This is a genomic window from Pseudoalteromonas aliena SW19 (assembly GCF_014905615.1).
Taxonomy (GTDB): Bacteria; Pseudomonadota; Gammaproteobacteria; order Enterobacterales; family Alteromonadaceae; genus Pseudoalteromonas; species Pseudoalteromonas aliena.
The window spans coordinates 741,866-762,716 of sequence record NZ_AQGU01000025.1 but is presented as its reverse complement, the minus strand read 5'-3'; the positions used below and the strand labels follow the sequence as shown (position 1 = coordinate 762,716).

General features: G+C 40.7%; 18 protein-coding genes and 2 pseudogenes. 17 read left to right on the top strand and 3 right to left on the bottom strand.

The window, feature by feature from the left end:
• Positions 1-102: 102 nt before the first annotated feature.
• The gene (gene rne, locus PALI_RS08910) at positions 103-3,339 is read right to left on the bottom strand and encodes a ribonuclease E (protein WP_193155624.1); all 3,237 of its coding nucleotides are present in this window, start codon (positions 3,337-3,339) and stop codon (positions 103-105) included.
• A 768-nt stretch (positions 3,340-4,107) separates the two neighbouring features.
• On the opposite strand from rne, the gene rluC reads away from it, so the two are divergent.
• From rluC to PALI_RS08895, 3 genes and pseudogenes are all read left to right on the top strand, one after another.
• Positions 4,108-5,067 carry a 23S rRNA pseudouridine(955/2504/2580) synthase RluC gene (gene rluC, locus PALI_RS08905; RefSeq protein WP_077538268.1) on the top strand — a complete coding sequence of 320 codons (960 nt, stop codon included), beginning with the start codon at positions 4,108-4,110 and terminating at the stop codon, positions 5,065-5,067.
• Positions 5,064-5,351 (top strand): annotated as a pseudogene (locus PALI_RS08900) (HAD hydrolase-like protein); the annotation flags it as partial. The gene rluC and the pseudogene PALI_RS08900, both read left to right, overlap by 4 nt.
• Before the next feature lie 317 nt (positions 5,352-5,668).
• Positions 5,669-6,032 (top strand): annotated as a pseudogene (locus tag PALI_RS08895) (HAD family hydrolase); the annotation flags it as partial.
• A gap of 209 nt (positions 6,033-6,241) precedes the next feature.
• Here the strand turns inward: PALI_RS08895 and PALI_RS08890 are convergent.
• Positions 6,242-6,841 (bottom strand): Maf family protein, encoded by a 600-nt coding sequence (locus PALI_RS08890; RefSeq protein ID WP_319025370.1) that lies wholly within the window; start codon positions 6,839-6,841, stop codon positions 6,242-6,244.
• A 131-nt stretch (positions 6,842-6,972) separates the two neighbouring features.
• On the opposite strand from PALI_RS08890, the gene yceD reads away from it, so the two are divergent.
• The 14 genes from yceD (at position 6,973) to PALI_RS08820 (ending at position 18,821) form a co-directional block, all read left to right on the top strand.
• Positions 6,973-7,497 (top strand): 23S rRNA accumulation protein YceD, encoded by a 525-nt coding sequence (gene yceD, locus PALI_RS08885; protein WP_077538266.1) that lies wholly within the window; start codon positions 6,973-6,975, stop codon positions 7,495-7,497.
• A gap of 9 nt (positions 7,498-7,506) precedes the next feature.
• Complete coding sequence (gene rpmF / locus PALI_RS08880) at positions 7,507-7,677, top strand: 50S ribosomal protein L32 (RefSeq protein ID WP_002962381.1); 171 nt, start codon at positions 7,507-7,509, stop codon at positions 7,675-7,677.
• A gap of 12 nt (positions 7,678-7,689) precedes the next feature.
• The gene (plsX, locus tag PALI_RS08875; protein ID WP_077538265.1) at positions 7,690-8,730 is read left to right on the top strand and encodes a phosphate acyltransferase PlsX; all 1,041 of its coding nucleotides are present in this window, start codon (positions 7,690-7,692) and stop codon (positions 8,728-8,730) included.
• A gap of 52 nt (positions 8,731-8,782) precedes the next feature.
• Complete coding sequence (fabD, locus tag PALI_RS08870; protein WP_193155622.1) at positions 8,783-9,709, top strand: ACP S-malonyltransferase; 927 nt, start codon at positions 8,783-8,785, stop codon at positions 9,707-9,709.
• Positions 9,710-9,720: 11 nt separating this feature from the next.
• Entirely contained in the window at positions 9,721-10,467 is a 747-nt protein-coding gene (gene fabG / locus PALI_RS08865) for a 3-oxoacyl-ACP reductase FabG (RefSeq protein ID WP_077538263.1), read from the top strand.
• A gap of 250 nt (positions 10,468-10,717) precedes the next feature.
• Positions 10,718-10,954 carry an acyl carrier protein gene (acpP, locus tag PALI_RS08860; RefSeq protein ID WP_002962377.1) on the top strand — a complete coding sequence of 79 codons (237 nt, stop codon included), beginning with the start codon at positions 10,718-10,720 and terminating at the stop codon, positions 10,952-10,954.
• Positions 10,955-11,170: 216 nt separating this feature from the next.
• Positions 11,171-12,409: a beta-ketoacyl-ACP synthase II gene (gene fabF, locus PALI_RS08855; RefSeq protein ID WP_077538262.1), complete on the top strand. Its 1,239-nt coding sequence runs from the start codon at positions 11,171-11,173 to the stop codon at positions 12,407-12,409.
• A 58-nt stretch (positions 12,410-12,467) separates the two neighbouring features.
• A complete protein-coding gene (gene pabC / locus PALI_RS08850) occupies positions 12,468-13,292 on the top strand; it encodes an aminodeoxychorismate lyase (RefSeq protein ID WP_193155621.1) in 825 nt (274 codons plus the stop codon).
• A complete protein-coding gene (gene mltG, locus PALI_RS08845; protein WP_193155620.1) occupies positions 13,286-14,272 on the top strand; it encodes an endolytic transglycosylase MltG in 987 nt (328 codons plus the stop codon). The genes pabC and mltG overlap by 7 nt, the downstream gene beginning before the upstream one ends.
• Positions 14,273-14,278: 6 nt before the next feature.
• Positions 14,279-14,905, top strand: coding sequence for a dTMP kinase (tmk, locus tag PALI_RS08840; protein ID WP_077538260.1), 627 nt, complete (start codon positions 14,279-14,281; stop codon positions 14,903-14,905).
• A gap of 1 nt (position 14,906) precedes the next feature.
• Positions 14,907-15,821: a DNA polymerase III subunit gene (locus PALI_RS08835; protein WP_193155619.1), complete on the top strand. Its 915-nt coding sequence runs from the start codon at positions 14,907-14,909 to the stop codon at positions 15,819-15,821.
• 12 nt (positions 15,822-15,833) lie between these two features.
• On the top strand, positions 15,834-16,160 hold the full coding sequence (locus PALI_RS08830; RefSeq protein WP_077538258.1) for a PilZ domain-containing protein: 327 nt from the start codon (positions 15,834-15,836) through the stop codon (positions 16,158-16,160).
• Between the two features lie 17 nt (positions 16,161-16,177).
• Positions 16,178-16,957 (top strand): TatD family hydrolase, encoded by a 780-nt coding sequence (locus PALI_RS08825; RefSeq protein WP_193155618.1) that lies wholly within the window; start codon positions 16,178-16,180, stop codon positions 16,955-16,957.
• Between the two features lie 4 nt (positions 16,958-16,961).
• Positions 16,962-18,821 carry an alkaline phosphatase D family protein gene (locus PALI_RS08820; RefSeq protein WP_193155617.1) on the top strand — a complete coding sequence of 620 codons (1,860 nt, stop codon included), beginning with the start codon at positions 16,962-16,964 and terminating at the stop codon, positions 18,819-18,821.
• 677 nt (positions 18,822-19,498) lie between these two features.
• On the opposite strand, the gene PALI_RS08815 is transcribed toward PALI_RS08820, so the two are convergent.
• Positions 19,499-20,815, bottom strand: a complete 1,317-nt coding sequence (locus tag PALI_RS08815) for an O-antigen ligase family protein (protein WP_193155616.1) — start codon at positions 20,813-20,815, stop codon at positions 19,499-19,501.
• Between the last annotated feature and the right edge of the window lie 36 nt (positions 20,816-20,851).

The following is a 20,851-nucleotide window of genomic DNA, read 5'->3' as shown; positions in this document are numbered from 1 at the left end:
GCTTCTATGTGTTTAATATTTTGTAAGTGAAACTTTTAGGTATTTAAACAAAAAAGCCCCGCTATTTATTAAATAGCGGGGCTTTTTAATGAGTACTAATTACTAATCAACACTCATTGTTTTAGTCATTGCAGCGCTTGCACGACCAGCAGGCTTGATGGAACCTGCACGTAACCCACTATCTGGCACTAGTTCACGTTTGTCATGAGCCATAGCAACAGAGATATGCTTTACTTCGCTATCAGTCACTGGAGTTGGCTGTACCATTGGCGCACTTGCTGATCCTTGAGTAACAACTGTTTTAACATGCGGTGCTGATTTCTCAGCTTTAGCTGGCTGCTCAGTTACTACTGGCGTTTCAACTTTAGCTGGCTGCTCAGTTACTACTGGCGTTTCAACTTTAGCTGGCTGTTCAGTTACTACTGGCGTTTCAACTTTAGCTGGCTGTTCAGTTACCACTGGCATTTCAACTTTAGCTGGCTGTTCAGTTACTACTGGCGTTTCAACTTTAGCTGGCTGCTCAGTTACTACTGGGGTTTCAACTTTAGCTGGCTGTTCAGTTACTACAGGTGCTTCAACTTTAGCTGGCTGTTCAGTTGTTACTGGTGTTTCAACTTTAGCTGGCTGTTCAGTTACTACAGATGCTTCAACTTTAGCTGGCTCTTCAGTTACTACTGGCGTTTCAACTTTAGCTGGCTCTTCAGTCACTACTGGCGTTTCAACTTTAGCTGGTTCTTCAGTCACTACTGGAGTTTCCACTTTCGCTAAGTCTTCTACGGCAATTGCTTGTTCAACTTTTTCAGAAGCATCAACAGCTGTTTCTTGCGCTTTAGCTTTAAGTTCGGCTTCATATTCGGCTGCAGCTTGATCTGCTACTGGCACAAATGCAGGCGCTTCGTCTGATTTGTTTTCAGAGTTTTCACCTTCAGGGCGACGGCGACGCTGACCTGATGCACGAAGATGACGAGGAGAGCGGCGCGAACGCGTACGTGTTGGCTCTTGCTCTTCGTCAGTAGATACAGTGTCATCGTTAGATTCAATCTCTACTATTTCTTCTTTAATGTGCGCCGCTTTTTCAGCTGGTGCCTGTTGTTGCTTTTCTACAGCAGGTGCTTGCGGTTGAACTTGTGTTTTTTCTTCTTTCTCTAGTACTTGCTCAGGAGCTTGAACAGTTGACTGCACTTGCTCAGCATTTTCGTCTTCTAAGCGTACTTTCTTACGTAAATTACGACGTTGACGACGAACCTTAGGTTTTTGTTCCTTAGTTTCTTGCGCTGGCGCTGACTTAGACTCTACTTCAACTTTCTCCGTAACTTTTACTGGAGCATCAGTTTTTACTTGGTCTTTATCTTCAGTTTTGTGCTCTGGTCGTTTGCGTGAATTAGGATTACGACGACGCTTATTGCGATTTTCGCTTCTTTCCTGATTCTCGTTAGTTGCAGCCACAGAGTCTGTTTTAACGTCTTCTTCATTCGTTGCACGTTCTGCACGAGGCTTTGAACGCGGGTTATTACGACGACGTTGGTTATTATTACGACGACGATTATCATTACCACGGTTCTTATTGTTACGCGCTTCTTCTTGCTGTAACTTTTCAGCGGCTTCTTTTTTCTCTTCTTCGCTTTCGCTAGCAAAGAGTGATTTAAACCATTTCGCGATAGTGTCTAATAACCCACTTTGCGCTTTTGAACTAGCGACAGTTGGAGTAGCTATTGCGGCTGGTGCTGCTTGAGGCGCTGGTGTAGAAGGCATAACAACGCCTTTTAACATTGGTTCTTCACGCACAGCTGCAATGGGTGTTCTCGACATTTCAAACGTTTCAGCTTCTGGAGCAACAACTTGTCCATAGCTAACAGTTTCAATCGTTTCGTCTTTGCGTAAACGCATTACTTCGTAGTGTGGTGTTTCCATATGTTGATTAGGAATAATCACTACGTCACAGTTATGTTGCTTTTCGATGCGGTGAACGCTACGGCGTTGCTCATTTAATAAATAAGCGGCAACAGCAACAGGCACTTGTGCATTTACTTGTGTGGTATTGTCTTTAATCGCTTCTTCTTCAATTAAACGAAGGATAGATAGTGCGATTGACTCGTTAGAACGAATCGTTCCTTGACCACTACAACGAGGGCATGGTCCTTGACTCGCTTCACCCAATGAAGGGCGTAAGCGTTGACGCGACATTTCAAGTAAACCAAAGCGAGATATTTTACCAATTTGAACGCGAGCACGGTCTGGGCGAACAGCATCTTTTAAACGATTTTCTACTTCACGCTGATGGCGTGGAGGCGTCATATCGATAAAGTCGATTACAATTAAACCCCCTAAATCACGCAGACGTAATTGGCGCGCAATTTCGTCAGCAGCTTCTAAGTTAGTGTTAAGAGCTGTTTCTTCGATATCGCCGCCTTTTGTTGCTTTAGACGAGTTAATATCGATAGACGTTAGCGCTTCGGTAGGGTCAATTACAATAGAACCACCTGATGGTAAGCGTACTTCACGTTGAAACGCAGATTCTATTTGGCTTTCAATCTGGTAATGGGTGAATAATGGTGTGTCACCTTGATAAAGCTTAACGCGGCTCATAAAATCAGGACGGAAACGTTCAATGTGCGCTTGCGCTTCTTCAAAAACACGTGGTTTATCAATTAAAATCTCACCAATGTCACGGCGTAGATAATCGCGAATTGCACGGAATATAACGTTACTTTCTTGATGGATCAAAAACGGCGCTTTAGCACTTTCAGCAGCAAGTCTAATTGCTTCCCAGTGGACTAATAGTGCTTTCAAATCGTAATTTAGTTCTTCAAACGATTTACCAACACCAGCGGTACGAACAATTAAGCCCATTCCTTTAGGGAGTTCTAAACGATTAAGCGCTTCTTTAAGCTCAGTACGTTCATCCCCTTCAATACGACGTGAAATACCGCCAGCACGAGGGTTGTTTGGCATAAGTACTAAATAGCTACCGGCAACACTGATAAAGGTTGTTAACGCAGCGCCTTTTTGGCCACGCTCTTCTTTATCTACTTGTACGATTACTTCTTGACCTTCTTTGATCACGTCACGAATATTCGGGCGACCATGGAAAGTGTAACCTGCAGGAAAATAAGTACGGGCAATTTCTTTTAGCGGAAGGAAACCATGACGATCAGCACCGTAATCAACAAATGCGGCTTCAAGAGATGGTTCAATGCGAGTAATTTTACCTTTGTAAATATTCGCTTTTTTCTGTTCGTGACCTGGGCTCTCTATATCTAAATCATATAGGCGCTGGCCGTCAACCAGTGCTACACGCATTTCTTCTTGCTGCGTTGCATTGATTAGCATACGTTTCATATTATTACTCTACTAGTTTATGTCGCTGACATGACGATGTTTTCTCGCCTGTTCAGTTGTTCCGGTTTTTAGAATATGCAGCCTCACGACTGGGTCTTTAACGGAACGGCTCTGTATTTTCGTATGCAGTATTTTAATGGTGGCAAACAATAGTGCGTAGTCACGCTATTAAATTCTTAATGGTGTAAAAATGTCGGCTTTTCAGCTGCTTTACATTTTACCCAGAAGTCGGCCTGTCATATTAATCTTACTAAATATCATTCATATTAGGCGTGTTGGGCTCATTAAATAGTTTAACAATACACATTTCATGTAGTGTTAATCGTTATTTTATAAGCAAAGTCACTGCCAATGTTAATGAACGCTTATTTATTAGATTTTTTTAGTTCTAAATAAGCTGCTATACGGCACTACAATAATTGAGCAGATTCTGAACGACGTGTTGTCACGTCGTCACTATCAGACAAATTATCTGTTCATTGCTTTTTCTATCACGTTAAAAGTCGCTTCATGTTCAAACTTAACCAGCAATATATTACGCGCATTGCTGTTAATTGATCGCACGTGTTTACTAGGTATGTATAAAAGCTTTGGAAAACTTAACTCGGATCTGTATGATCGGCTACCCAGAATGTGCATCACGAATGTTTTAATGTGTTAAAAAGCACCGTTGTTATTTGCAAATACTAAATATTTGCGCTGCTGATTATCCCACTATTATTACAGTGTTAGCAACTAAATTATTTTACTTAAATTAGTGATTAGGCAATGTCAGAAAAAAACGACTTACAAGTAACTTATGTCACAATCAATGAGGACCATTTAGGTCAACGAATTGATAACTTTCTTATTACCCATTTAAAAGGGGTGCCTAAAAGCGCTATTTATAAACTATTGCGTAAAGGCGAGGTGCGAGTTAATAAAAAACGCATTAAGCCTGTGTATAAGCTGCAACTTGATGATGTACTGCGTATTGCGCCGATTAGAGTGGCTGAACGCGAAGAGTTTGTACCTTCAAAACTCGATAAAGTAACGCGCTTAGAAAACGATATATTATTTGAGGATAAATACCTTATTGTTATTAATAAACCATCAGGTATGGCCGTCCATGGCGGCAGTGGTTTAAGTTATGGCTTAATAGAAGCTTTGCGCGCACTTCGCCCAGAGGAGCGTAGCCTTGAGCTAGTTCATAGGCTTGACCGTGATACATCGGGTTGTTTACTGATAGCGAAGCGTCGTTCAGTGTTAACAGCATTGCATGAGCAACTTCGTGAAAAAACTATGGAAAAAAACTATTGGGCGCTTGTAGAAGGGCAGTGGGACTCTAAAACGAAGAATGTAACCGAAGGGCTGCGTAAAAATACACTTAAATCGGGTGAGCGCGTAGTACGCGTAGATAACACTGAAGGTAAACCTTCGCATACTCGCTTTAAAGTACTTGAGCGTTTTAATGATTGCTCATTAGTACAAGCATCGCCGGTTACAGGGCGCACGCACCAAATTCGTGTGCATACGCAATGTAAAGGTCACCCAATAGCGTGCGATGATAAGTATGGCGATCAGGGGTTTGATGAATCTATGCGTAAAGTCGGTTTAAATCGCTTGTTTTTACACGCCCATGATTTAAGTTTTTATCACCCTAAAAACGAAACAACCATGCGTATTGAGGCACCACTAGACAAAACGCTTAAAAATACATTACTAAAATTACGAGATGCAAAACTGTGATTGCGATAACTCCCGTTAAAAAATATAAGCTTGTTATTTTTGATTGGGACGGCACTATTATGGATTCGGTCACTAAAATAGTGAACTGTATCCGCAATAGTGCCGAATTGCTTAGCATCACACCACCAGGTGATGACGCAATCAAAAACATTATTGGCCTGTCGCTTGATAAAGCAATAGATGTTTTATTTCCAGCGCATACAGCACAACATGAAGCGTTAATTACAGGGTATAAACACCAATACAGTGTGGATATCACTCCTACTCCTGTATTTGACGATGTTGCTAGGGCGTGTTGACCTTTGTGGATTGAAATTTGTTCAATCTAGGGGCGATTAAATCGCGGCGCGAGGTTTGTAACCTAGTGGGCTCGGTAACTGCTCCTGCGTTACTCTAATGGCTTACATCCCTGTAAGAATAAGTAAAAACCGAGCAACAAAGAGTTAATCGTCCCTAGAAAGAACCCAAAGGGCAGCGCATGTTTGGCATTTATGCTGTGTTATCACCTATTTATGGGGAATAACCACACGACATAGGCTCTGCCTTGCCTAAATACCAAACAGTCTGCTGCAAAATTAATCACGAAAGGTCAACACGCCCTAGTGTATTAAGCGCTTTAAAAGAGCAGGGCACTGTTTTAGCGGTTGCAACAGGTAAAGGTCGAGGTGGGTTAGATCGTTTACTTGACCAAAGCCAGTTACGCCATTTTTTTAGTGCAACGCGAACAAGCATAGTCAAAGCCCTCTCCAGATATGCTGCATCAGTTGCTTGAAGAGCTTGGCTTAAGCGCCCAAGATGCTGTAATGATTGGTGACACTCAAATAGACATGACAATGGCAAAAGCTGCTGGCATGGATAGAATTGGTGTAACGATGGGCGTACACAGCGCTCAGCAGCTAAATGAGCTTGACCCTATTGCAACCGTAGATAACTATCTGCAGCTGCAACAGGTATTACTTGGCTAATTTATTTAACTAACCTGAGCTCTGGATAATAAATCTATCTCAAGCTGCTATTTTCAGCGCTAACTACGTTGAATTTATTTGTAATAGGTCCGCTATTGACGCGTAAGCTCGCCTTGTTTTCACTGAAAATTTCTGGCTAGAGAAAAATAAATTTAAATATCACTATGATTCAATATATTAGTAAATATCTTAACCAGAGTTCAGGTTAACTAGAACTTGTTTTGAGCGGTTAGTACATCAACACCAAACTCAGCCAGTAATTGGCTGAGTTTAATTAATGGTAAACCGATTAGGCTGTTAGGATCGTCTCCGCTTAACCTTTCAAACAAACAGATCCCCAACCCTTCACTTTTAAAGCTGCCAGCACAGTTATATGGCTGCTCTGCATCACAATAAGCACTAATTTGTGCGTCATTGAGTGTTTTAAATGTAACATCAAAAGGTTCAACACAGGTTTTTTTGGCGCCAGTTACAATATCGTAAACACAAAGCCCTGTTAAAAATGTTACAGTATGACCGCTAAATAAATTTAGTTGTTTTATGGCATTTTGCTTATTGTGTGGTTTACCTAAAATTTGATTATTAAACACTGCGACTTGGTCTGACCCAATAGCTAAGCCTTTGTTAAAGTATTTATTAGCAGCAGATGCTTTTAATTCACTTAAACGTTTAACTAGTTCTGTGGGGGTTTCGCCTTTGTGCGCAGACTCGTCAACGTCTGGTGAAAATGTTTCAAATGGTAAATTAAATTTTTGTAATAAAGACTGCCTAAAAGGCGAGCTTGACGCTAATATAAGTGGGTGCATCACGGATTGTTTTCCTGCGATAAATAAGATTGAGTTAGGATAAATCAGATCCGTGAGTAAAACACGTTAAAAACCAAGTAAAAATGGTTTTTTACTTTGACTAACAAACTAACTATCTATATGATGCAGCCCCTATGCAAAAGGTGAAAATTCCCATCACTCTTCATCCAGGCAAAGCAGCGCAGCACCGTTTAAAGTATGACGGAATTGTACCGCTTGAAAAACTTACTCGTTTAGAGAAAGTTGTGCAGGAAGAAGTAGGTGAAATAGCGGTAAAAATTCATTGCAAAAACGACGATCAAGGTTTCGCTGTGATTAGAGGCAATTTGTCCACACACGTAACTGTGATTTGTCAACGTTGTAATGGTGATTTAGGGTTGGATTTGGTTCAAGACTTTGTATATTCACCAGTAGGTGAAGATACTGAGTTAGATATTTTTCCAGAAGACTACGATGAAGTAGCACTTGATGAAAATGGTGAAGTTAACATCTTTAATTTAATTGAAGATGAACTGATTTTAGCAATTCCATTAGTGGCTACCCACAACGAAGCTTCATGCAGTTATTCAGCAAAGCCTGCCAGCTTTGGTGTTTTAAAGGCGGAAGATGATAAACCTAATCCATTTGATATTTTGAAACAACTTAAGAAAGATTCTTAGGAGAAGACTATGGCTGTACAAAAAAGCAAAAAGTCTCGTGCAAGACGCGGCATGCGCCGTTCACACGATGCGATCAGTGGTCCAACTTTAACTGTAGATCAAACATCTGGTGAGACTCATCGTCGTCACCATGTGACTGCAGATGGTTACTACAAAGGCGTTCAAGTAATTTCTAAATAAGAGATTACTTATATGCTGAATCATCTAACCATAGCGTTAGATATGATGGGGGGCGATTACGGCCCCCGTTCATCTATTCCTGCTGCCGTTCATGCGGTAAATGTTCATGCCAATTTAACACTCATTTTGTGTGGTAACGAACAGGTTATATCTAAAGAACTCGAATCCCTCGATTCTTTATCTCACCCAAGACTTATAATTCGTCATTGCAGTGAAATTGTCACAAATGCATGCGAACCTGCAATTGCTGTGCGTTCAAAAAAAGATTCTTCTATGCGTGTCGCCCTTGATTTAGTTAAATCGGGTGAGGCTCAAGCATGTGTCAGCTCTGGTAACACGGGCGCGCTATTCTTTATGGCTCACTACGTATTAAAAATGCTGCCAGGCGTTAAACGTGCTGCACTCATTTCAGCGGTACCCACAGAGCGTAAAAACCCAGTATATTTGCTCGATTTGGGCGCTAATGTACATTGCGACGCCGAAATGCTGTATCAGTTTGGCATTATGGGCTCTGTAGTGGCAGGGCAAGCTCTGGGCACTGATAACCCTCGTGTTAGTTTATTAAATATCGGCGCTGAAGACATTAAAGGCCATGATGATATTAAACAGGCCGCACAATTAATGCAGCAAAGCCCCTACATTAATTATATTGGTTACAGTGAAGGTAGCGATATTTTTACAGGTAAAGCTGATGTAATTGTATGCGAAGGATTTGTTGGTAATGTTGCGCTTAAAACATGTGAAGGTATTGCTAAGCTTATTATGAATAAGTTTACAGCAGCACTCGAAAAACACATTTTATACAAATGTTTGGCGTTTATGTTGCGTCCAATAATAAAAAAACTCTATAAAAGGGTGAACCCCGACCAGTATAACGGTGCTTCTCTGGTAGGATTGCGCGGTATTGTCGTTAAAAGCCATGGAAATGCCTCCGCTAAAGCATTTCAAGCTGCAATCGATGAAGCAGTTAAGGAAGTTGAACGTCAACTTCCTGATAAAATAGCTGCTATTTTCGAAAAAACACATTCTAAAGACACGGCGGTCAATCAATAATTGATGTGCCGTGTAATTCATTATTTATTTGTTTAATTAAAAAGAGCAAAGTATGGCACAAAAAATTGCACTTCTATTCCCAGGTCAAGGCTCGCAAAGCGTTGGCATGTTACACGCGCTACTAGAGAGTTCAGAGAGTGCTAAAGCAACATTTGCTGAGGCATCTGATGCACTGGGTTACGACTTAGCAGAGTTAGTCCTTAATGGACCAGAAGAAAAACTAAATCAAACTCATCGAACTCAACCAGCCTTACTTACAGCGAGTGTTGCTATTTATCGTGATTGGTTAGCAGCAAACCCTGATACTGACGTTGTTATGGCAGGCCACAGCTTAGGAGAGTACTCAGCACTGGTATGTAGTGATGTTATTAGCTTGAGCGAAGCGGTTAAACTAGTTGAAAACCGTGGTTTGTATATGCAAGAAGCAGTCCCTGCTGGCATAGGTTCAATGGCGGCAATAATTGGCTTAAGCGATGAAGAAATTAAAGCAGCTTGCGCCGCGTCAGCCCAAGGCGACGTTGTTTCTCCAGTAAATTACAACTCCCCAGGCCAAGTTGTTATTGCAGGCCATAAAGCAGCAGTAGATAGAGCATCGCAAGCATGTAAAGATGCTGGTGCTAAACGTGCACTACCACTTTCTGTAAGTGTCCCTTCGCATTGTGAATTAATGAAACCAGCAGCTGATAAATTAGCTGTTGATTTAGCCGCTTTAACATTTAATACACCTAAGTGTGATGTAATTAATAATGTTGATGTAAAAGCAGAGTGTTGTGCTGATGCAATCAAAAATGCACTAGTACGCCAGCTTTATAGCCCAGTTCGCTGGACTGAAACAGTACAAGCATTAGTTGCACAAGGTGTAACGCAAAGCTACGAATTTGGTCCTGGTAAAGTACTAACAGGGCTGGCAAAACGAATCGATAAAGCAATGATCTGTGGCTCAGTAAACGATGCCGCTTCAATTGATGCAGCTAAATAAGAGTATATATAATGTCTAATTTATTTTCTTTAGAGGGCAAAGTTGTCCTCATCACCGGCGCTAGCCGTGGTATTGGTAAAGCAATCGCAACAACCTTAGTTGCACAAGGTGCAAAAGTTGCGGGTACTGCGACCAGTGAGTCAGGCGCTGCTAAAATCAGTGAATATTTAGGTGACAATGGTAAGGGCTATGCGCTAAACGTCACTGATCCTGCATCAATAGAGACAACACTTGCGGCAATAAAAGCGGACTTAGGTGACATCGATGTACTTGTAAATAACGCAGGTATTACACGTGACAACTTATTAATGCGTATGAAAGAGTCTGAGTGGGATGATATTATCGATACCAACCTAAGCTCAATCTTCCGTTTATCTAAAGCGGTATTACGTCCAATGATGAAGAAAAAGAACGGTCGTATTATTAACATAGGCTCAGTAGTCGGTACTATGGGCAATGCAGGGCAAGCTAATTATGCGGCAGCTAAAGCCGGTGTAATTGGTTTTTCTAAATCGCTTGCACGCGAAGTGGCTTCTCGTGGTATTACAGTAAATGTAGTAGCGCCTGGTTTTATTCAAACGGATATGACCGATGAACTCAGTGACGATCAAAAAGCAGCTACACTTGCTAATGTACCGGCAGGGCGTTTAGGCCAACCAGACGAAATAGCCGCTGCAGTTTGTTACTTAGCATCTGATGCTGCGGCGTATGTATCAGGCGAAACTTTGCATGTAAATGGTGCGATGTACATGGTTTAATCGTTATTTTACCTGTACTAAAACTAATTTAAGTTAAGTAGAGTAACTCAAAAACATTGAATTTTTTGTGAACTTGCTTTAAACATACTTGAAATCGCTGCGAAAATAAGCGATAAAAGACAAAACTTACTCTCAGAGGTTTGACCAGATAATTATTTATGGTCAAATCATTGAATCAGAGAATTATGCGGCGTAAACTACGCGGCAATCTGAAAATAACGCATTGGCGTTTTTAATAAAGGAAAGAAGAATGAGCGATATCCAAGAACGCGTAAAGAAAATTATTATTGAACAACTAGGTGTTAAAGAAGAAGAAGTTAAAAATGAATCTTCTTTCGTAGATGACCTAGGTGCAGATTCTCTTGATACTGTTGAACTAGTTATGGCTCTTGAAGAAGAGTTTGATACTGAGATCCCAGACGAAGAAGCTGAAAAGATCACTACAGTACAAACTGCAATCGATTACGTTACAGCTCACGCTGAGTAATTTATCGCACATTAAGGGCAGCATTCGCTGCCCTTAATCTATATATCCAAACCACCTCAAAGTTCATGATTCAAAACCTAGCCTTAACCGCCAATCTTAATTAAAAATTATTTTTGTTTGTGTTATGCATTTTTAATCTATTTTGAGACTAGTACTTTGAGGTAGCTTGGGTATGATCATCCACCTTATAAAAATATCCCTTATTGGAGGCAAACCGTGGCTAAACGTCGAGTCGTCGTAACTGGCTTAGGAATGTTGACGCCGTTAGGTAATGATGTTCAATCAACCTGGCAAGGCTTATTAGATGGTAAAAGTGGTATTCAAACAATAACTCACTTTGACACATCAAAATTTGGTACAAAGTTCGCTGGTTTAATTAATGACTTTGATGCATCGGCTTACATGCCAGCAAAAGATGCTAAAAAGATGGATTTATTTATCCAGTACGGTATTGCAGCGGGTGTTCAAGCCTTTAAAGATTCTGGTCTAGAAGTAACAGAGCAAAATGCAACACGTATAGGTGTTGCTGTGGGCTCTGGCATTGGTGGATTAACGCTTATAGAAGAAAACCACGTTAAACTATTAAATAGCGGTCCACGTAAGCTCTCACCATTTTACGTACCCTCTACCATTATTAATATGATTTCTGGTCATTTATCAATAATGCATGGACTTCGTGGGCCAAATATTTCTATTGTGACAGCCTGTACAACAGGTTTGCATAATATTGGTCATGCAGCGCGTATGATTGCATACGGTGATGCAGATGCAATGGTGGCCGGTGGTGCAGAAAAAGCAAGCACACCAATTGGTATGGGCGGCTTTAATGCGGCGCGCGCATTATCAACCCGTAACGATGATCCACAAGCGGCTTCTCGTCCTTGGGACAAAGACCGTGACGGCTTTGTATTATCTGATGGGGCAGGTGTTGTTGTCGTTGAAGAATACGAACACGCTAAAGCACGTGGCGCTAAAATTTATGCCGAGCTGGTTGGCTTTGGTATGAGTGGTGATGCGCACCACATGACTTCACCGCCAGAAGACGGTGCTGGGGCCGCACTGGCGATGGAAAACGCGTTAAACGATGCGCAAGTAAACGCACAGCAAGTGGGTTATATTAACGCACACGGTACATCAACGCATGCTGGTGATAAAGCTGAAACTGCGGCTGTTAAGTCTATTTTTGGTAATGCAGCTAAAGATGTAATGGTTGGTTCGTCTAAGTCAATGATGGGACACTTACTGGGTGCAGCGGGCTCTGTTGAGTCAATTATTTCGATTTTATCGCTTACAGATCAAAAAGTGTCTCCTACAATCAACCTTGATAACCCAGACGAAGGCTGTGATTTAGATTACATTGCGCACACTGCACGTGATGCCAAATTAGACTTTGCACTGTGTAACTCGTTCGGCTTTGGTGGTACTAATGGCTCGTTGCTGTTTAAAAAGGTATAATCTTTTTTAACAACGAACTAACTTATAAGAGCTCAGTTGTTTAACTGAGCTTTTTTTTATGCAAAAAATAATAAACCATACACAAACAATTATTACAGCACGTGATAGCAGCACCATCAGCATAAGCGATCGTGGCTTAAACTATGGTGATGGCTTTTTTACAACGGCTAAAGTTGTTGATGGGCAAGTACAGTATTGGCCTCATCATAAAGCGCGTTTGATTGAATGTGCAGAGCGTCTGGGGTTTCCTGAGTTAGACTTTTATAGCCTTGAAAATAAAATCACACCGCATATAACCGATCTGCAGCTCAGTGTGCTCAAAATACTGATAACCCGAGGTGAAGGTGGGCGTGGTTATAGCTTGCCAAGTGAATGTAATATTACTATTTTATTGAGTGTGCTCGATTACCCCCGCAATTATAGTGCACTTGCTAAAAAAGGAGTCAGGCTTGAAATAAGCCCCATTAAATTAGCAGCTCAGCCTTATTTAGCTGGACTTAAAACACTAAACCGCCTTGAGCAAGTACTTATAAAAAAAGCGATGCAAACGCAAAACTGCGACGATGTATTAGTCCTTGATCACAATAACAATGTAATTGAAGCATCTGCCGCCAATATTTTTGCGATTAAAAATCATAAAGTATTTTCACCATTGGTTGATGAGTGCGGAATAAAGGGCGTTTATCTGCAATCGTTATGTGATAAATTGCCTGTTGAATTTAAACGCGTGCAAGTAGAAGACTTAACCCAAGCCGACGCCGTATTTGTGTGCAATAGCTTAATGGGAGCAGTGCCTGTAAAAAGTATTGAGCAACAGGTGTTTAATACAGCCAACAGCCATGCATTACTCACTAAATTATTAGCCAAGGAGGCTAAGTGTTAAAAGTTATTTTATCAGTGCTTTTTTTAGCTGTTATAACGACTGCTATTGGTTATCAGCAATTACAAGCGACAATAAATACCCCTTTAATGGTAACAAATAACACCCAGTTTGAAGTCAAACGCGGCACTGGCTTTAATAAGCTCTGTAAGCAGTGGCAAGCTAATAATTGGGTCGATAGCTGCTGGCGTTATCAAATAATCGCAAAACTAGATCCAACACTCACCGATTTAAAAGCGGGACTTTACGTGCTTTCAAATACGAGCGTTATCAGTAACATAAAAAAAATAAATCAAGGGCAACAAGTTAGCTTTAGTTTTACTATTATTGAAGGCCAAGCACTGCGCGATGTGTTAGCGGCGATTAAAAATACCACTAACTTAAAAAATGATTTAAACATTGAGCAACTAAGTCAGCAAATATTGAGTAGCGATATACACCTTGAAGGGTGGTTATTTCCCGATACGTACCATTATCATAATAACGATACCGCAAGCAGTGTGCTAAAACGTGCAGCGCAAAAAATGCAGCAAACACTCGATGATGCATGGCAGCAACGGGCACAAAATTTACCTTATAACTCAGCTTATGAAGTATTAATAATGGCTTCAATTATTGAAAAAGAAACGGGGCTTGCCAGCGAGCGTCCGTTAATTGCCTCAGCGTTTGTAAATAGATTAAATACCAATATGCGCCTTCAAACCGATCCAACCGTAATATATGGGTTAGGAGAGAATTTTGATGGTGATATTAAACGCAAAGACTTACGCGACTACACACCCTACAATACGTATCGTATTAAGGGGTTGCCGCCTACACCGATAGCCATGCCATCCAAAGCCGCTATTTTAGCCGCTGTTAATCCACCTCACAGTGAATACGTTTACTTTGTCGCAAAAGGTGATGGCAGTCATCAATTTTCAACCACGTTAAAACAGCACAATGCAGCAGTTAAAACGTATATATTAAATAAAAAGAATTAATTTTTTATGAAACCAAAATTTATCGTTATTGAAGGCCTAGAAGGCGCTGGTAAATCTACGGCAATTTCATTATGCCAAGATTTCTTAAACAAAAAACAGATCGACTTTATAAACGTACGCGAACCAGGTGGTACACCGCTAGCCGAGTCACTACGCACCCTTGTAAAAGCAGAACACACTGAAGAAATTGCATTCGAGACCGAGCTGTTAATTATGTATGCGGCACGTTCGCAGTTGATGCATAACGTAATTAATCCAGCGCTTGAACAAGGCAAATGGATACTTGCGGATCGTCATGATTTATCGTCTCAAGCCTATCAAGGTGGCGGGCGTGGTATTAGCTCAAATACACTCGCGTCGTTATCGTCAATGGTATTAAAAGGGCTAAAACCTGATTTAACTATTTACCTTGATATTGACCCTGTTATTGGCCTTGAACGCGCGAAAGGGCGAGGTGAGTTAGATCGTATAGAACAAGAAGCGATTGAGTTTTTTCAACGTACACGTATGCGTTACCTTGAGCTTGCTAGTGACGATAGTTCAATTCAAACAGTTGATGCAAATCAAGATATTGACAAAGTGCATCGTGATATCACCAACGTATTACGTACATTTTTTGAAGGGTTAAAATAACATGGCATTGCCTTGGTTACACGATACAGAGCAACGCTTAGCGCAAAGCTTTCGTGGCCATCGCTTTCATCATGCGCAATTATTTTGCGGGCCTATTGGTGTTGGTAAATTTGAGTTAAGTGATCAGTTAGCTAATGCACTATTGTGCCAAAATGTAGTGGCGCAATCAGCGGCTCCTAACAGCATTTTAGCCCCGTGCGGACATTGTAAGAGTTGTTCGTTAACGCTCGCGGGTACACATCCCGATAAACGTTTAACGCAGGTAGATGGACAAAGTATAGGCGTAGATGATATTCGGGGTATTAGTGATTTTATGCATCACTCTGCAGCGCAAAATGGCAACAAAGTTGTTGTCATCGAAAACTGTGAAAAAATGACAACAGCCGCAGCAAATGCATTATTAAAAACATTAGAAGAGCCAAGTAATAGCCGATTTTTAATACTGACCACAAGCCAAGCTGCGCAACTTCCAGCGACTATATTGAGCCGTTGTGCTAAAACCGATGTAAAAGTAACAAACACACAGCTTGCCCAGCAATGGCTTGAAGCATTGCAAATTACCGGTTATAGCTGGTTACCTCTTTTTTACAACCAGCCGTTACAAATAAAGCACTGGCAAGAACAAAATCAGCTACAAAGTATTGATATGCTCTATAAATTTGCAACTGAGTTTAAACAAAGTCATAATTTCAAAGCGTTAGTCGATATTATAAATAAACAGCCTGAGCTTGTTCGTATATTTACTTTGTTCTTAAGTGAGCAATTAAAGCAGCAGCTGTTGCAAGGTATGAACTTTGAAGCGTATCAAGTTGCGCAACAAGCACTGAGCGAGTTTTTGCAAAATAATACAAAGATCCTTGGCCTTAATTTATCGCTGGCAGTATCGCGATTAGCGTACATATTACGTAATCAATAAACAGGACTAAACATGCAAGAGCTATTAGTTGATATAGATGACCTCGATGAGTTATATCGCTGTTATATGCCTTATCTAAACAAAGGGGGCTTGTTTGTGCGAACGAATATGCGCTACGAAGCGGGTCATTCATTGGCGCTTAGAGTCACATTACCCGATGCACTAGAGGATGACGTAGTCACCGGTAAAGTATCGTGGATCACTCCTCAAGGCGCACAAAGTTCAAACCCGCCTGGCATAGGTATTAGCTTTTTAGATGATAAAACAAACCTAAATGCCAAGATCGAAAAACTACTGGGGACTATGTTAAACTCCGGTAATCCAACTTACACCATGTAGTAATAACAGGCCCAATTTTGATAGTAGATTCACATTGCCATTTAGACCGTCTTGATTTTGATAAACTCGATTTAAACCTTGACCAAGTGCTTGATAAAGCACGCGCAAAAAAGATTGAACATTTTTTATGTGTAAGCGTAACACTTGATCAGTTTCCAAGTATGCTCGATAAAATTAAGCATTATGCTGATGTATCAGCCTCTTGTGGTGTTCATCCGCTTGATCAAAAAGACGCGCTCAATAAACAATTATTAACCGAACTCGCATCGCATGAAAAAGTAGTTGCGATTGGCGAAACAGGCCTAGATTACTACTACGCAAAAGACACACACGCAGTGCAACAAGCTAGTTTTGTTGGGCATATTGAAGTGGCTAACGAATTGCAAAAGCCGTTAATTATTCATACTCGTGATGCACGCGACGACACTATTAACTTAATGCGTGAGCATAAAGCTGAAAATTGCGGCGGTGTATTACATTGTTTTACAGAAGATTGGGATATGGCTAAAAAAGCCATAGACATGGGTTTTTATATCTCTATTTCAGGCATTGTTACGTTTAAAAATGCGGTAGAGCTAAAAGACGTTGTTAAAAAAATTCCACTCGATCGTTTATTAATAGAGACCGACTCGCCTTATTTAGCGCCAGTACCCCATCGCGGGCAAACTAATCAGCCAGCGTACGTAGAAGATGTCGCTTATTATATAAGTGAATTAAATGGTATTAGTTTTAACGAGTTAGCTAAAGCGACGACTGACAATTTTTACTCTTTATTTAAATTAGCAGCTAAAGGCTAACCCTATGATGACTAAAACGGGGCAACTTCCTATTTTACTAATGGGGCCAATGGTGCGCCGTGCAGAGCAAGCGGGTGTGTGCATTCAGTTTGCTACATCCAAGCCTGCAAATTGTCGTATAGATCTTATAAATAACGAAAGTTACAGTGAACAGCAAAGTATTGCGCTAGGCGAACACTTATTTTTACACTTTGTTGTTATAAAACCTATAAACGAGCAGTTTCCTCTCGATACACAGCTCCCTTATGCGCTTTTTATCGATGGTAAGAGCATTGATTCATCTCCTTGGTGTTTTGAAAATCAGCCAACTCCCGCGTTTGTAATTCCCAATAAACTGACTGATATTTTGCATGGTTCGTGTCGTAACGCACATCACCCAGCAAAAGATAGTTTAGTATCGGCAAGTAAATGGCAAAATACTCAGCGCAGTAAGAATGAACAAGGCGCGCAGCTACTTTTGCTCAGCGGCGATCAGGTGTATGCCGATGATGTAGCAGGGCCTATGTTGTTGGTTATTTATCAATTAATAGATCAGCTTGGCATATATAAAGAGCAACCACTTGAGCTTGCTTTACCCAGCGATATAAACGAGCAGCTTTATAATAGGCATCATTTTCTACCTAAAACGCCTTGGCAAAATCGTTCTAAGTTAGGCGTAGGTTATTGGTTAAAAAAAGACGAACCGCACTTTTCAAGCGTCAAGGCTTACAATCACCTTATTTATTTTGAAGAATATATCGCGCTCTATTTGCTGAATTTTAGTGCGGTAGCTTGGGCATGTGTTGATCTAGAGAAGACGCAATATACAGAGCAAAATAATAAAAATCAGACTATTTTCAATGCTGAAAAAACGGCTCTAATTGATTATGCAGAAGGTTTGAGTGAGGTAGAGCGGTTATTTGCCAATGTATCTACGTTGATGATGTTTGACGATCACGATGTCACGGATGATTGGAATCTTACTGCTGGGTGGGAGCAAGCAATAAGTCAAAATAAAAGTAGTAAACGTATTGTGAGCAATGGCTTAGCCAGTTATTGGTTGTTTCAAGGAATAGGTAATGATGCACTCACTAAAACAAGCGCATTAATACAACCGTTCAAAGATAGCTTAGTTGATGAGGATGTTTGGCAATTTAAAGCATTTGACAAGTCCTTACATGAGTTTAACTACTGGCATTACGAACTAACTACAACACCTAAAGTTGTTGTGCTAGACACTCGTACACACCGCTGGCGTAACGAGTCAAACTTTAACGAACCGTCTGGTTTACTGGATTGGGCGCGTTTAACTGATCTTGAAGAAAGCCTGTTAAGTCACGAACAAGTTATTATTGTATCGCCGGCCCCCGTGTTTGGTGTTAAATCAATAGAAGCGATTCAAGCCATGTTTAATATTTGTGGGCAACCGCTTATGGTTGACGTAGAAAATTGGATGGCACACGAAGGCTCGGCTAAAAAATTACTTGATACGTTTAGACGCACAGACACACCTAACGAAACACTTATTCTATCTGGAGACGTACATTACTCGTTCTGTTTTTCGGTGCAAAAGCGTTTTGGTGATCACCCCAACCGAATTTGGCAACTCACTGCCAGTGGCATTAAAAACGAATTCCCTCGTAAACTTATAAACGTACTTGATAAGCTCGACTCCATTTTATACGGTCCAAAAAGTCCATTAAACTTTTTTACAAAGCGCTGGCATATGGAAGTAGATAAACACCAAACTATAGATGAAGGGCAAAAATATTTAGTGAGTGATTCGGCTATTAGTTTAATAACCTTAGAGCAGGGGAATTTATCCCGCTACCAGCTTATCCATGGCGACGGGCATTTAACTGAGTTTGATTTAGAGCATAACTAATAAGTATTCATGAACATAAAAGCGTAGATTTTAAACGCCAGCAAGCTGTGCGTCTACAAGTGAGTTTAACCACAGTGTTAAACTTTACCGGTAGACGTTGAGCTTGCTCACGTTAGAAGTGAAGCTTCTCATTACTTAAAAAATTGGTCTCACCACCGAGAGTGCAGAGGCGCCTTGCGTTACACAGAGAAAAGCTAAGTTAAATTTGTTTGCAGTTACTAGGGCGTGTTGACCTTTGTGGATTGAAATTTGTTCAATCTAGGGACGATTTAATCGCGGCGCGAGGTTTGTAACCTAGTGGGCTAAGTAAAAACCGAGCAACAAAGAGTAAATTGCCCCTAGAAAGAACCCAAAGGGCAGCGCATGTTTGGCATTTATGCTGCGTTATCGCCTATTTATGGGGAATAACCACACTACATAGACTCTGCCTTGCCTAAATACCAAACAGTCTGCTGCAAAATCAATCACGAAAGGTCAACACGCCCTAGCTCCTAAAATTACTTCTCTTTTTCTTCTCCGTGTCCTCGGTGGTTAATTTATTATTGATATACTAGCAAGTTCGATAGCGTTGCTTTTAGACGCAAGTAAATTGAACCTTAGCGGTAGACGCAGAGCTTGCCCGCGTTAAAAGCGCAGCTTCTAATCACTCTATGTTAAGTAATTACTTGCCTTTGTATTTAACCATGCTCTTTTCGGTTTCGCTTGGGCGCAGGTAATTTATTGGTTAATATTGCTAAGCATAAAATAGTGATAAATAGCATTGAATTTGCGCCGGCCTGCAGTGAGTAGTCAACCGATGAGTGTAGTAGCATCGCGACTATGGCTGTGGCACAAGCAAAGGCCACTCCCTGAAATAGCGCCGTTTTACGCTTTCGCATCGTCGAAATACTCAACCATAAACAATAAAGCACAAGCAAACCAAGTAGTGATGTAGCGGGTATGCCAAGTTCGGCTGCAAACTGAACATAATCATTGTGAGCGTTATCATAGTAGCCAGAGTAGGGCTCAGATTGATACTGAGGGAACGCGGTATAAAACGTACCACCGCCGGCGCCTAAAAACGGATGATCTAATATAAGCGGAATTGAGTCGCGAACTACTTCGTCACGAGTTTCTGAATGTAAGCTAGTTTCAGTGATCCTCTGCTTTACTTTTTCTACATCAAATATGGCACCAATGATAATTAAATCAATAATAAAAAAACTAACAATGAGTAATTTGAATGATCGAGGCTTTTGTTTGTATATAAATAAAGCGAGGGCACTTATTATCATCAGAGCAATAAAAAAGGCCGAGTTACCCATGCGGCTGCGGGTTAAAATAAGTGCAACAATAATTATAATTAAAGACACTCGTAATATAATTTTGGAACTTAATAATATTTCAGCCCAAGCTCGCATGGTTTGCTCAAAAGTTTGTTTATAATCACTATTACTTCTTTTTAACTCGCTGATCAAAACACCAATACCTAAACATAAGCACAGAGATAAATAGTTTGCTAAAAAGTTAGAGTATGTAAATGTCCCAATTGCACGATCAGTATGCTTATAACTAAACAAAGGGCTAACGATATCGGGTGACAGATTTAAGTAACTGGCATATAAGGCTTGGAATACACCCGCACAAATAATGGCATAAATGAGTTTTCTGATTCGAAGAGCATTATTACAGTAGATAAATATTAACCAGCAAAACAGTATCATAAAGCCAGTTTTAAGAAGCATTTGCTTTGTTTGAAAAGCATCTACACTGGTGCCTAATAACTGTATGCCACACACCAAAACAACAACGCCAAGCACACTAAATAAAGGCCAAGAGTATAACGGAGGATAAAGCGCTTGCTTGTCGTTTATAACACTATTAACTAAGTGAGTACAAAACGTAGCAGCAATTAAAATGCCCATAGCTAAAATAGCCCAAGGCCTATAACTGCCTAAAGGGAGGGGAAGTAAAAATAGTATGGTGCAGATACAAAAGAATATGAAACGATTCAAAATAAACTCAAAAGCAAAAACGCAGCCTCAAGGCTG